Raw genomic sequence first — 14,020 nt, 5'->3', positions numbered from 1 at the left:
GTTCCTCTCCCCCTTCATCCTCTAAACCTCACCTAATTCAATAACACACACTCATAATTATCATACAATACGTTCTTTTTTGCGATAAATTTGTCTAAACCTTATCTTCAATAATAAATCCGTTCGGTCGTTTTAGAGCAATAAGGAACATTTGGGAAATTTTTTCTCCTTTTTTGTTCATACTAATCATGTTGGAGGCATTTTATGAAATTCATATGAATGGGGAGGAGCTAGAGCTGGTTCCACTCGAATAAACTTAGGAGCGTAGCATGAAAAAAAACGTAAATTCTTGGATAATTGTTTTCATAGCCAATGTCATGATAGCCTTGCTCATCACTAGTATAGTGTTAGGGCTGTTATTCCAACTAAATGTGGATGCGATCATCGACTGGATTCAACTGAATACGAGAATCTTTTTGCTTATAACCTTTCTTATTTGGGGTTACGTCATGATCTTCAGCCAGTTTCAGATTAACGTAGTGTTGAGGTTATTGGAAAACCCTAAGTACGAAATTTGGATAAAAAAAACCTATAGTATCACATGTCTACTTTTACTAGCAGTGCTTCTGAATTTTGCGTTGGAGTATTTTCAAGGTTCAAGGGGAGTTTCAGGGACCATTGACTGGATTCAGGTTAAAACTCGGTTGTTTCTATTAGGGTCTTTTTACTTGTTTTGTATGGGGTTGTTTCTATTCGCCTTAATAGGCAGGCTCTATATCAGTTCCATCCTTTTATCGGCATTTGTGTTGACGATGGGCGTTTTGCATGGGAATAAGCTTAAATTTTTAGGTGAACCGCTTTACCCATCTGACTTTACCCAGACGGCTCATTTTACAGATGTGTTAAAGATGGTTGTTGGCTATTTTTCTCCGATGTCTATGGTCTTCTTGGGAACAGTGGTTATGATGGTGGTTTTGGTTTATAAATGGCTACAAGAAGTCAAGATCCATTTAGTGAGCAGGGCTGCAGCAAGTATGTTTGCCTTATTTATGGTCTATTCGATCACCTACCATCCAACTACGTTTATGGGTGAGATTGTGGAAGAGAATCATTTGGAGATCGTTCGTTGGAACCAACTAAAAAATTATAGCAACAATGGATTTGTTTTTGGGTATCTCTCCAATTTAAATCATGAAACGTTTGAAAAACCAGAGAATTACAGTCAAAAGCGGGTAGAGGAAATGGTCCAAGCGATTCTAAATGAAGGGGGAGCGACACCGGCGAGTTTTAGTGATGAACGATACGCGCGACCGAATATCATCTTTGTCATGAATGAGACCTTTTGGGATCCAACAAAGCTCGACGTCTCCTTCAGTGAGGACCCGATGCCGAATGTGCGGAATTATATGGCCGAACACACATCAGGGTCTGTCTTATCTCCGAGCTTCGGTGGACAAACAGCCAATGTAGAGTATGAAGCGTTAACTGGATTTTCGATGAGTGCCCTACAATCAGGTGCGATGCCTTATCAACAATTTATTGATAGCAAGGCAAGGGTGCCTTCACTTGCAAGTATTTTAAAGGAAAAAGAATATCGAACGATTGCCCTCCATCCTTACAACAAAGCTTTTTACAAACGAACGAGGGTGTACCAAGCATTTGGGTTTGATACCTTTATCAGCATAGATGAAATGAAGCACAAGGAGAAGTCTGGGTCTTATATTGGCGATGAGTCGGTAACCGATGAAATTGTGATGCTTTTAGAAGAAAGCGAGCAGCCTATGTTTGTCCATGCTGTCACTATGCAAAACCACTTTCCGTATGGAACAAAACGTTATGAAGAAAATACAATTGAAGTGAGCGGAATCAGTGATGAGCTTACGTTAGAATTAGAAGTTTATGCAGAAGGCATTAAGCAAGCCGATGCGGCAACCAAAAAATTAGTCGACTTTGTTTCGGATTTTGAGGAACCAACCGTTGTTGTTTTTTGGGGAGATCACCTCCCGATTTTAGGGGAGGACAAAGCGGTTTACAAGGAACTAAATTATGGAGACGTACATGAAGAGGAAGAAGATTACCGAAGCTTTCATGAAACCCCTTTATTTATTTACTCCAATGTAGATGTTGAACGAAGAGAGCTACATACGATCAGTGCTTCGTTTCTCGGCCCCACCGTATTTGAGTTATTAAACTTGGATTTACCTCCCTATTATCAGTTTTTGGTAAAAATCAGAGACGAGATATCGGGGTTAGCTCCAACCGTTAAGGTGGATCCAAAAGGACAGGAACTGTTAGAGCTCACTCCAGAACAAGAAGAGCTCTTGAAGGAATATCAACTGCTTCAGTACGATTTATTGGTTGGACACCAATATAGTTTAGATTTGTTATTTAAAACAGAAAATGAATAGAGGCTGACTCAAAAGGTGACCTCACATCTTTTGAGTCGTAGCCCCAAGAAGTCCCCCGTAAATCTATGAGGGCACTGAAAAAATCCCTTTAAGCCGATTCGAGGAAGCAGCAATGGCTCCACACGTTGCGCGCCTGCGGATTGAGAAACCCACTCATAGCAGGTTTAAGACAAAGCAACGGTTCCACTCATTGCTTAAAGACCGTTGAAAAAGGTGAAACCGTACCTTTTTCAATGGCCTCTCTATGACTATAGTTGTGAAAATAAAAGGAAACTCTATTAATCATGATTTCTTCTTAAATCCCTTACATATATAGGATATAATACAAGAATAGGATGTTTGATCGTTTTGAATACATATCGGATTCTAAAAGGAGATAAGAACATTGATGGTTTTTACTAGATCTACATATAAATGGATAATGGCTTTACTGATTATTTGTGTGGTTCAGTTAACAGCGATGCCGTACGGATTTTCTCAAGATAAAACGGGTAAAGAAGTCATTGTTGTGTATAACACAGAGGAAGGGAAGCAGTTCATTAGCGAGTTAGCTCATGAAATTGAACATCAATTCGAATCCATTCCAGCAGTAGCAGCTGTGTTTCAAGAGGAAGATCTGGAGCAGTTAAAAAAGAGTCCTCATATAGCCAATGTGGAAGAGAATAGCGTTTATACATTAGAACACACGGTAATGAATGTAGTTCCTACTACTCAACTAAACGATGATGTTGTTCAAAGCGCAAAGTCACAGTGGAATATTCATGCGATTAAAGCTAGTTTGGCGTGGGATGAAGGGTTAACGGGTAAGGGTGTTAGAATTGCGGTCGTGGACACGGGCATTGCCGCACATCCGGAGCTTAATGTGATCGGTGGAGTATCGACACTTGATTATACGACTTCATGGTCCGATGATAATGGGCATGGGACTCACGTTGCAGGAACGATTGGAGCGAAGAACACGAACAATCGTGTGATTGGAGTAGCTCCTGGCGCGGATTTGTTTGCGGTCAAAGCTCTAAACAAAGATGGTGTAGGTACCCTACGGTCGATTATGCAGGCGATTGATTGGTCGATCGCGAACAAAATGGATATGATCAATTTTAGCTTAGGCACAAATCAAGCCTCAGACATACTAGAGAACCTATTAAAACAAGCTGAAGAAAAAGGCATTCTGATTGTAGGGGCGAGTGGAAATACAGGGAACTCACAAGGAACAGATAATAGTGTAAGTAGTCTAGCAAAATATGAAAGTGTCATAGCTGTTGCAGCGGTGGATCAGGAATTGAATCGTGCTTCTTTTTCTTCAACGGGAAAAGAAGTCGAGTTTTCAGCTCCAGGGGTGGAAATTCTAAGTACATTTCTAAAGGGGCAATATGCATTGGCTGATGGAACCTCGTCGGCAACTCCTCATATTACTGGGATTTTAGCGCTCTTAAAACAGAAATACCCAGAACAAACCAATAAGGAGTTGAGAAGCAAGCTACAAGAGTTCGCTCTTGATTTAGGTCCAAAAGGAAGAGATAGTTGGTTTGGCCATGGATTCGTTAAGTATGCCAATCGCACTCAGCCAGCGCCTCATGTATCTCGGATAGAAGGGATTAATTTATATGAGACATCAGCTTTGATCAGTAAAGAGGGCTGGGAGAAATCAGAATATGTGATCTTGTCACGAGGCGATCGGTTTCAAGACGCCTTAGCAGGTGTTCCGTTAGCTGCAAAATATCATGCACCATTGTTGCTGTCACGGAATAAACGATTAGATTCCTTTACGAAGAATGAACTCATAAGGTTAGGTGCGAAAAAGGTCATGATTCTTGGTGGTCATCTTGCCATTGATCCCATGGTTGAACAGCAAATTAAACAATTGGGAATAAAAATAGAGAGAATCGCAGGAGCCAATGCACACGAAACAGCAGAATTGATCTCTAAGAAAGTGGCACCCAATGGATCCTATCATGCCATTATTGTCAGTGATTCTAGGTTTCAAGATGCTCTATCCGTTGCTTCCTATGCAGGCGTAAGGGGAATTCCGGTCTTACTGGCAAATACCAAAACGGTACCAAAAGCGACGGAACGAGCTTTGAAACATTTAGGGGTAAAAGAAACGCTTGTCATTGGAGGAGAGCTCGCGATTACAGACGAGGTAGCAAGTCTTCTCCCCAACCATGAAAGATTAGCTGGAAGAACAAGGTTTGAAACAAACATCTTAGCCTTTCAATACTTTGAACCATCGTTCGATAAAGCCTATATAGCAACCTCCGAACGTTTTCCAGATGGCCTATCAGGAGCTGCCTTGGCAGCAAAAGAACAGGCAGGTGTGATACTAGTAGGAAACACCGTGCACGATGTAACTCGAAACCATTTAGTTGATATAGATTACGGGCAAATCCATGTATTAGGCGGGGAACTAGCGATAAGTGCGGATGTCTATAAGGAGATCCAATTACTAGTGCAATAACAATGGAATGGGGAAAAGGCAAAGTGCGGCACAACCACACTTTGCCTTTTGGTTTAAAACCAAAGAAGGATGATGAATAAGAATGATGAAAGGAACATTAAAGTTCATTTAGCTAGGTAAAAGCGATGCGATCAACCGAATCCAACCGAAAACAACGATCCAAAGAGGAATACTCAACAGAACTGCCCAGGTGATTCCGATAACAATGTCGCAATCCTCACTCATATAAGCCTCCTTTAATGTGACTCCTTTCATCATACTCGTGCATTGTTAAGGCAGGATGAATGAATTGTAATAAATTGTAAAGGTTACATCAGGTCAGAAATCAGATTAGCACAAACATTCGTTTAAGATGAAGAAATACGTTATACTAGTTTCATAGGATGAGAGTTAAAAGGGAGGTAATGATGAAGAAGATAGGAATGATCCTTTGCCTGAGCGGGTTATTGGTATTATCAGCTTGTATGAGTGAAGACGTAGTAGAAGAAGCCATAGAGGACCCAGCTTTTGACCAGGTTGAAGAACAAGTGGAAGAAGAGACGAATCCGGAACCTGAAGATAAAGAAACGGATGAACAAGTAGAAGAAACGGTAGAGGAAGTAGTGGAAGAAGCAACTGTGCTTTCTGAGGAAGAAGCCGTTCAATTTATTATGGATGTTGAACAAAAGGCAGTAGACGTTTTATCGAGCAGCTTTGAAATGGGTGAAGAGGAGCTAAGCTTTTCCAATTCTTTTGAAGAGATCGCTAGTCAGCTTACAGACGTTTATGCGCTGAGTATGATTGAGGGGAAATTTAAAGGAATTTATGAGAAGCCAGGCCGTTTCTATGAGCCTCGTCATGAGTTTCCTTTAGCACGACAAGACCTTCCACCAAACCAAGTGTTGATTCATTCTGAAGAAGAGATGACGGTCTTTGCTCAACCAGAAATCAATGAGGAAAAGAATGATCTGTATCAATATTCTTTAGCTGTGGAAGAGAACAAATGGAAGATTATAGACATTGAAAAATATCTATCTCCAAGCGGTGCAGAGACCGCGGTGCGCCATGTAACGAAATTACACGATCCAGAAATCAATGTAGTCTTTGATGGATCAAATCAGCTAGAGGACCATGTAACCATGCTAGAAAAGGAAGAATCCTTTATCGTTCAAGTCTATGTCTTTAATGAACATGCTACCGTGACATTAGGATGGTATTCGGTTGATCCGGCCACGGGAACCGTCTATGAGCTAGATCTACTTGAAAATGAGTATACGGAAATTGGCACATACTAAATAAGATGTCATGATAACGCTGGGAGCCTCTCCTAGCGTTTTTTTATGCTAAAAGGGGAAAGAGGTGTCTGTTGTATATAAACATTTATTTCCTCCTATACTAAACGAAAGTCATAGATAGGGAAGTGAACCTATGAACGTAGTCTGGTTAATCTGTTTCGTTGCGATGCTGAACTTAGGTGCATGTGGACAAGCAGCCTCTGATCAAAATGAACCAGATCTAGAACATGAATCGCTCCTCGTTGGGACGGAAGAAGAAGTAAACGAGGAAGACGAAAAAGAAGTGACGATCACTCTCGGGGCCATTGGCGACATCTTGCTTCATGAACGAGTTTATGAGTTAGCCGAGACGGAAAATGGATATGATTTTTTACCGATGTTATCAGGGGTTGAACCACTGTTAAAAGCGCCTGATTTCCTCATGGCGAATCAAGAATCGATGCCTGGAGGAGTGGAGATTGGGTTATCCACCTATCCTTCCTTTAATAGTCCGCAAGAAATAGTGAGTAACCTACAATCGCTAGGTGTGCAAATGGTGATTGGAGCGAATAATCATACGCTTGATCGTGGGGTGAAGGCGATTGAACGTGCCCTTACCTTTTATGACGATATAGGAATGGACTATGTAGGTGTGTACCGAGATGCAGAGGACCGAGATAGAGACCGAATGGTTGAGATTGAAGATGTGAAAATCGGAGTCTTGGCTTATACATATGGCACCAATGGCATTCCAATTCCTGATGGGCATCAAGATGTCGTCGCTCTCATTGATCCAGAAAGAATAGAAGAAGATGTAAAACGACTGCGTAGCCAAGTCGATGTGATGGTCGTTCATATGCATTGGGGAGCAGAGTATGAGCGCGAACCCAATGAACAGCAACGCAAGCTAGCTCAGCAGTTATCAAAAGCGGGGGTTGATATCATTTTTGGCCATCATCCCCACGTCCTGCAGCCGATCGATGTCATCCACCAAGACTCAGGGCATGAAACGACCGTTTTTTACTCCTTAGGGAACTTTTTATCTGGACAAACATACGATTACACCGATATAGGCGGTGTGGCAACCATTCAAGTGACCAAAACAGCGAATGGAGAACTCCATATCCATTCTCCAAACATTGAGCCAACCCTTGTCATTCGAGAGGAAAACGGATATGTGGTCTATCCATTCGAGGAGGCAGATCGAACAGCGATATCAGGAAGTACGTTTGCTGAAGTGAGGGAGCATACTTTAAGGTATCTCACTCCATAAGAGGGACATGTTAGGGGAACGGGTACGATTGAGAGGTACAATTTAATAAAACAGAAAAACATCCTTTATTAGAATTCGTTTTAGGTACTTGAAAATTAGGTGAGGAGGATTTTGAGGTGGGTAAAAGGGGTTTTAGGTACTTGAAAATTAGGAGAGGAGGATTTTGAGGTGGGTAAAAGGGGTTTTAGGTACTTGAAAATTAGGTGAGGAGGATTTTGAGGTGGGTAAAAGGAGTTTTAGGTACTTGAAAATTAGGTGAGGAGGATTTTGAGGTAGGTAAAAGGGGTTTTAGGTACTTGAAAATTAGGTGAGGAGGATTTTGAGGTGGGTAAAAGGAGGTTTAGCTACTTTAAAACTTGAACATTCAAGTTTGAGGTGCCTCGTTAGATTTAATGTAGCACATAAAAGTAAATTCATCTTGTCGTTATCGGGTTAAGATTACTTATTGCCCAATTTTCAAACAGTTGGAGTGAAGACAGCTATATTATTTCTAGTCACAACAACCTTTTTTTATTTTTTCACACTGATAGGGGCTTAGGTATTCTTTTATGCTCTAAAGACATATAGTAAGAAATAAAAAGAGGAGTAGAAATTTTATTTCTACCCCTTAAACAATCTAAATTACACGTCTACTGTTTGGAAAAACTGTGGTAAATGCTCTTTATGTGCTTCTAGCATTTCATCCAAAATCGCTTTACCCACTTTATCAGAAGGAACTAGCGGATTTATGGTCATGGCAAGTAAAGCTGTATCGTAATTTCCTGTAACGGCTGCCTCAGCGCCTACCCGTTCAAAAGACTTAATTTGTTGGACTAGCCCTCTAACAGGAACTGGTAAATCTCCATTTATGATTGGTTTTGGACCTTCCTTCGTGATGACACAACTTACTTCTACAGCAGACTCATATGGAATACTAGCGATTGCTCCATTATTCATTGTGTTAACGGGCTGAATATCCCGTTTATCGTTATAAATGGATGAAATTAAACGAACCGCTGCATCACTGTAATACGCTCCGCCTCGTTCCTCTAACTGAGGTGGTTTGATTGATAAGGTAGGATCTTTGTACAGCTCGAATAATTCCTCTTCCAATTTCTTCACGACTTCCGCTCTCGTTGTGCCCTCTTTAAAGTTTTTCAATTCTTTTTCTAGCATTTCATCCCTTTTATAATAGTAAAGGTGATATGGACAAGTTAGGACATTTAATGCACGAATAAACTCTGGCTCCCAACCTTGCCCTTCTACGTTTCGAACAAAGCTGCTGTTCTCTGGAATGGATAACAGTTCTATGACTCTATCTTTCACACTAACCCCGTCTAGATACACATCTAATCCATATACCATATGATTTAAACCCGCGAAATCAATCCGAATACGAGAATGGTCGACATCCAATAGCTTTGCCACTCCCATCTCAATTCCGATCGGAACATTACATAAACCAACGATTTTCCTATGGTCCGTATAGCGAAGAACAGCTTCGGTCACCATACCAGCAGGGTTTGTAAAGTTGATCAACCAAGCATCTGGACATAGTTCTTTCATATCTTTTACAATGTCCAAAATGACTGGAATCGTACGCAATCCCTTAAAAAGTCCACCAGGTCCATTTGTTTCTTGACCTAATACCCCATGACTTAAAGGAATTCTTTCATCTTTAGCACGAGCATCAAGTAACCCTACGCGAAATTGTGTCGTAACAAAATCTGCATCCTTCAATGCCACTTTTCTATCTAGTGTTAGATGAACCTTGATTGCGAGTCCTGCCTTTTCAATCATTCTTTTTGCAAGGCTCCCAACGATTTCTAATTTTTCTTTACCTGCTTCTATATCAACCAACCATAATTCCCTTACAGGCAGTTCATCATATCTTTTAATAAAGCCTTCTACTAATTCTGGAGTATAACTTGAACCTCCGCCAATCGTTACGATCTTAATTCCTTTACCCATAAATCATCCTCCTAAAAAATAATGAATTTACAAAACTTATTCTAGAGGAGAAAAAGGGAAATCGATATAGTTTTGGAAGCGTTAGATTTGTTTTTCACCGAAAGGCATTTGTTCCATGAAAATAACACTGTGTTTCTCTTTTGGAGTATAATAATAAAAGGATGAAAGATCACATGAAGGGGGAAAAGCCTTTGTTTACGAATGAGATCATTGCAACATTCAATGAACTTGAGATGCTGCTTTATAAATACATCATGCAAAATAAAGAAAAAGTCGTTTATATGCGCATACGCGATCTAGCTGATGAAACTCATGTTTCCACTTCCACGATCATGCGTTTCTGCAGGAAATTAAATTGCGAAGGTTTTTCGGAGTTTAAAGTGAAACTGAAGCTTTTACTTGATGAAAAGAGTGACATAACGATTAAAAGCGGCCAACATGTATTAGCGGAGTTTTTTGAGCGCACTCAAAATGAGAAATTCACTTCTAAGCTAGAGGATGCTGCAGAAGCCATTTCTAAAGCAAATCATGTATTTTTTGTCGGAATCGGCAGTTCAGGTATTCTTGCAGAATACGGTGCTAGATACTTCTCGAGCTTAGGTAAGTTCTCTACATATTTAAAAGATTGGTATATGCCTATTCACGCCAACTTAAACAATAGCATTACGATTGCTCTATCCGTTTCCGGAGAAAATGAGTTTACCATATCTCACATTCACAAGTTAAAAGAAAATAGCAGTAAGATTTTAAGTATTACAAACAACGGGCAGTCCACAATCGCCAAAATTTCTGATAAAAATGTATCCTATTATGTGACAGAAGAATTTTTTGACAAATCGAATATTACCACGCAAATTCCAGTTATTTTTATATTAGAGGAAATGGCACGAATGGTATATGAAAAGAGTAGAAAGAATGATTGACTTGGATAATCTGTATGTGTTGGTATAACATCTTTTATTTACTATAACCATACGGATAAGCTGCCTCTTTAAAACAATAACAACCTACATGCCAAAAAACCTTCCAGTAAGAGTAAAACGGATGGTTTTTTGGCCTATTCATTTTTAGTCGCTTCCAAAAAAACAACAAGCATCGATGCAGGGAGAAATCGTTTGATGTTACGCCACCCAAAAAAAGATAAGGATAACCATGAAAGTAAAACCATTGTAATATTAATGAACCACTGATTTTTCAAAGACATATTAAATGTAAATTCCCTTTTTCATAGAAATTCCCCTGCTTTTTTATTTATTTAAGGTCAATTAATGGTTATTTGTAAACTAACTTATAATACCGATAAACTAAATAATACGGCACTAGATATGAAAAAAATGTTTTTAAGGTATTCCAACCATTCCCATATTTTGCTTTTCCAAAAATTAAACAAAAAGATTCAGCAAAGGTGGTTAAACAAGAAAAAGTTAAAATCCAAAAAGGGGCCTTTTTCTCTGTGATTCTAATTAAGTAAATCATGATAGCACCTAAAGCTGGATATAATCCAAAACTTAAAGGCATTGTAGTAAGATATTGTCTCTTTTTTAGTTTAGGTTTCAATACCCAAAAATTTTTGTAATCTCCCCATAAGTTAATAATACTTGCTAAAATCCACACAAAAGGGACGATTCTTAAAAACAAGTTTTTTATCTCTTTTAAATAACCATAATCCGAAAAAGCAAGGTGCGATAAACCCACCGTATAGATTCAACCACATAATCAATCACCTAGGTAATATCCTTTGTAAATGAAATTGTAATTATTCTCGGTTGCTATTAAAATTCAACCCATATTTCCCTCGTATGAATAAATGAGTCTAATGGTATGTTCATTCCATTAGGATCAAAATCAACATTCGAAAAAAAGTAAAAAAACACAACTAAATCAAATTAACGGGTCCGGTTTAGAGTACAAAACAGAAACGCAATCAACATCAACAAAATCATCTTTACCTACCACCGGAAAAGCTTTGTCCTCAAAAAACTTAAAAGATAGTAGGGAGTAAAACAAAGAAGATATTATGATAAAATGGAAAAGCTGACTTAGATATTGATTTTCACCATGCTGGAAATTTAAAATTTCCACATAGGCATACTTGGACTAGTGGAGTAAGAAGTGGACATTAAGTGAGGTGATTTCTAAAATGAATGATCAAACAAACGTTGAAGATGTTCCTGCTGGCAAAAACATTAGTTATCAGCATCTATTGTTTTATTTGGAACAAGGAAGAGAGATTGAATTTACTTATAAGGGAAAAGAATATTTTATTTCTAATTCGTTAGAAGGAAGAGCTGTATGGAAAGGTGACATAAAATTAAGCGAGTATTTTAGTAATGATCATATATCTTTGATAGAATCTGTCAAAATAGAAGAGGTCACTTTAGCGAATTTATTTAAGCAAAATAAAATTCAGATTAGTACTGTTTTCTAAAATAGATAGTAAAAAATAATTTTATTCGATACTGAGGACGCTTTTAAGCGTCCTTTTTGCATTTCAAAGGGTTTTACTAAGGGGGCAGCCTATTACAAAGGCGAGAAAGCCCCTTGTTGTTAAGTAACAATAAAGTCATTAAAAAAATAATAAAGTTGTTTAAAAAATGCAAGTCATTCTATTCAACAATCGGGCTAGATTGTAGAGTAACAATTGCTTAAATGCCGGAAAACTGAAATGATTAAAGTTAAGCAAAAGAGACATTTTTTGATATTACTTAATAGGGAGAATTAGAATTGTTATTTTATGATAAGGAAGGCTGATAGACTTTTTTAAACATAGTGTCTTCAAGAGATGTAAAAAGTAAATTGAAAAACTATGTTGTTGGGTTAAAATAATCGTCCAGATCATTACTGTACATTAATAACAGAACCTGTTTTTGAATGAAGATTGTTCAAAAACAGGTTTGATTTATAGAATAGGTTTATTTTTTAACAAATTCTTCCCCTAAAAACAATCTACTTCTGCTGACTGGTGAATATTTTGAACCATACTTTAGGATGGAAGAGATGAAAAGGGGGACGGATTAAATTCATCACTCTAACCAAGCGGATATAAATTTCCGGGTCAAAAGCTGAAAGTTGATATACTCTTTTGCTGTACCACTGTTTAATCGGCTGTCCAAGAGACCTATTCCCTTTTATATTAGGATGGCGAAATGATTCTGTGATAGCCATGTTCCAAGGGGTTGCGATCAACTTTGAAATTCTCTTATGATATGTTTGAGTAAAACCTTTATCGAGGTGCGTAACTTGTTGAAGACATCTTTGTAACTCTAAAGCTTCCATCGCAGCGACAGAAATTCCTTGCCCGAAAACAGGATCAAAGCGACAATGAGCGTCTCCAATTACCAAAAAACCTTCTGGGATATGTCTTACTAGGTCAAAGCGCCGACGTACTTGATAGGGAATCTTATGTATTTTAATATCTGTAACAGGCTCTGCTTGTTCAAGAAAATGAAGCACATCAGGGACGGGTAATCTTTGGGCATAAGAAATAAATTCTTCATTCGTTTGCGGTGGGCTTTCATTGGCGTAACCACTAAAAGTCACAGAGAAACGATCCTCTTCAATTGTTTGGATATAGGCCCCGTAAGGATTGTCAGGGTAACTTGGAGAAATAAGGATGTTACACCAGTCTGGATGTTCTTGGTTTTTTAGACGAAATAATCTAGAAGCATAGAATAGTTGAATCCACACCTTTTCCTCTTTAACCTCTATATCATATGTTTTCAACCAGTCTATACTCTTTGAACCAAATCCACTGGTATCAACAACCAGATTTGCATAAAGTTCTTCTTCTGTTCTTGTTTTAAGGGATCTTACTCGCACTCCAGACAATTTGTTGTGCAGACGGTCTATTAGCAGTTGTTCTGCCACTGTTTCGTATCTAGTAGAAATATTGAGAACTTGATCAATACGTTTTTGTAAATGCCACTCAAGCATAGGTCGACTTTGTTGAACCATTATTAATTCTCCTGAAAATTGTTGTTTCCAGAAACCAAAATGATGCCATTTCAAATCCCCAGTAAAATTATTTACAATACTACCATCTTCTATTAATTGAGCAATAAACTGTGGGAATAATTTCTCAATCGCTTCTTCTCCTCCTTTTAATAAGACATGGGGATGATAGCTTTGTGGGACCCTTTTTCTAGGTACTTTCTCTTTCCATTCTTGACCTGCTTCCAAGATAATCACTTGTCGAAAGGAAGAGGACAAGGCTTTAGCAACTAGTTTTCCAGCAATACTTCCTCCAATAACTATCGCGTTCTCAAACATGATTTTCCCTCCAATTATCTATAATCTGTACTTTTTTGGTATTACAAGAAGTGAAACAAATAATAATTTAATTTTTTTATCTATCTCTTTTTTAATTTTACTCTTTTCAGTTTATTTTGTGGGATATTTTTCCATCATTGTTGGAAAGGTTTTTAACTCAATCCTTTCTATATGCAGTAACATTAAAAATAATTCAAGATAACTTTTTAATATTAGCCTTAATGGTAAGAATTGACGGAGAAAAAAGAGGATTTTCTAAGTTTTGTTCTTCAACCGGTGCTTTAATTTCATAGTTTTGTTGTTCCACAATCGGGCCATATTGTTGAACAATACCTAGATATCTAGGTTAAAGTTTAGAAGAGATTGTGAAATTTTGTACTTAAAGTAACGGAGCAGTTTACTTAAAAAACAACTTATTTTACAATAAGTGGGAATGACTTATTAGGGGGATACATAAATGGGAATTGGT

At 38.3% G+C, this 14,020-nt stretch carries 9 protein-coding genes; 6 read left to right on the top strand and 3 right to left on the bottom strand.

What is annotated here, in order from left to right; all coding sequences use genetic code 11:
• The first annotated feature begins 269 nt into the window (after window positions 1-269).
• The 4 genes from PQ474_RS09045 to PQ474_RS09030 all read left to right on the top strand — a co-directional run bounded on the left by PQ474_RS09045 (window position 270) and on the right by PQ474_RS09030 (window position 7,332).
• Window positions 270-2,348, top strand: a complete 2,079-nt coding sequence (locus tag PQ474_RS09045; RefSeq protein ID WP_273842180.1) for an LTA synthase family protein — start codon at window positions 270-272, stop codon at window positions 2,346-2,348.
• A 388-nt stretch (window positions 2,349-2,736) separates the two neighbouring features.
• Window positions 2,737-4,806, top strand: a complete 2,070-nt coding sequence (locus tag PQ474_RS09040; protein WP_273842847.1) for a S8 family serine peptidase — start codon at window positions 2,737-2,739, stop codon at window positions 4,804-4,806.
• Window positions 4,807-5,213: 407 nt separating this feature from the next.
• Window positions 5,214-6,080: a hypothetical protein gene (locus PQ474_RS09035; RefSeq protein WP_273842178.1), complete on the top strand. Its 867-nt coding sequence runs from the start codon at window positions 5,214-5,216 to the stop codon at window positions 6,078-6,080.
• A gap of 133 nt (window positions 6,081-6,213) precedes the next feature.
• Window positions 6,214-7,332, top strand: a complete 1,119-nt coding sequence (locus tag PQ474_RS09030) for a CapA family protein (RefSeq protein WP_273842177.1) — start codon at window positions 6,214-6,216, stop codon at window positions 7,330-7,332.
• 621 nt (window positions 7,333-7,953) lie between these two features.
• On the opposite strand, the gene PQ474_RS09025 is transcribed toward PQ474_RS09030, so the two are convergent.
• Complete coding sequence (locus PQ474_RS09025) at window positions 7,954-9,282, bottom strand: 6-phospho-beta-glucosidase (RefSeq protein WP_273842176.1); 1,329 nt, start codon at window positions 9,280-9,282, stop codon at window positions 7,954-7,956.
• 191 nt (window positions 9,283-9,473) lie between these two features.
• On the opposite strand from PQ474_RS09025, the gene PQ474_RS09020 reads away from it, so the two are divergent.
• Window positions 9,474-10,205: a MurR/RpiR family transcriptional regulator gene (locus tag PQ474_RS09020; protein WP_273842174.1), complete on the top strand. Its 732-nt coding sequence runs from the start codon at window positions 9,474-9,476 to the stop codon at window positions 10,203-10,205.
• Window positions 10,206-10,554: 349 nt separating this feature from the next.
• On the opposite strand, the gene PQ474_RS09015 is transcribed toward PQ474_RS09020, so the two are convergent.
• Window positions 10,555-10,977, bottom strand: coding sequence for a hypothetical protein (locus PQ474_RS09015; protein WP_273842172.1), 423 nt, complete (start codon window positions 10,975-10,977; stop codon window positions 10,555-10,557).
• A gap of 445 nt (window positions 10,978-11,422) precedes the next feature.
• Here PQ474_RS09015 and PQ474_RS09010 point away from each other — a divergent pair, with 445 nt between their 5' ends.
• Window positions 11,423-11,710, top strand: coding sequence for a hypothetical protein (locus PQ474_RS09010; protein WP_273842166.1), 288 nt, complete (start codon window positions 11,423-11,425; stop codon window positions 11,708-11,710).
• Window positions 11,711-12,228: 518 nt separating this feature from the next.
• Here the strand turns inward: PQ474_RS09010 and PQ474_RS09005 are convergent.
• Complete coding sequence (locus tag PQ474_RS09005) at window positions 12,229-13,551, bottom strand: FAD-dependent oxidoreductase (RefSeq protein ID WP_273842164.1); 1,323 nt, start codon at window positions 13,549-13,551, stop codon at window positions 12,229-12,231.
• Window positions 13,552-14,020 lie beyond the last annotated feature (469 nt).

It is taken from the genome of Halalkalibacter alkalisediminis (genome assembly GCF_028610705.1).
In the GTDB taxonomy this organism is placed as follows: domain Bacteria; phylum Bacillota; class Bacilli; order Bacillales; family Bacillaceae_D; genus Halalkalibacter; species Halalkalibacter alkalisediminis.
The sequence above is the reverse complement of the archived record's forward strand: the minus strand, read 5'-3'. Positions and strand labels throughout refer to the sequence as shown.

Excerpts from the sequence above, each read along its gene's own strand:
- PQ474_RS09045 (WP_273842180.1), top strand. The coding sequence starts at position 270 with ATGAAAAAAAACGTAAATTCTTGGATAATTGTTTTCATAGCCAATGTC.
- PQ474_RS09040 (WP_273842847.1), top strand. The coding sequence starts at position 2,737 with ATGGTTTTTACTAGATCTACATATAAATGGATAATGGCTTTACTGATT.
- PQ474_RS09035 (WP_273842178.1), top strand. The coding sequence starts at position 5,214 with ATGAAGAAGATAGGAATGATCCTTTGCCTGAGCGGGTTATTGGTATTA.
- PQ474_RS09030 (WP_273842177.1), top strand. The coding sequence starts at position 6,214 with ATGAACGTAGTCTGGTTAATCTGTTTCGTTGCGATGCTGAACTTAGGT.
- PQ474_RS09025 (WP_273842176.1), bottom strand. The coding sequence starts at position 9,282 with ATGGGTAAAGGAATTAAGATCGTAACGATTGGCGGAGGTTCAAGTTAT.
- PQ474_RS09010 (WP_273842166.1), top strand. The coding sequence starts at position 11,423 with ATGAATGATCAAACAAACGTTGAAGATGTTCCTGCTGGCAAAAACATT.
- PQ474_RS09005 (WP_273842164.1), bottom strand. The coding sequence starts at position 13,551 with ATGTTTGAGAACGCGATAGTTATTGGAGGAAGTATTGCTGGAAAACTA.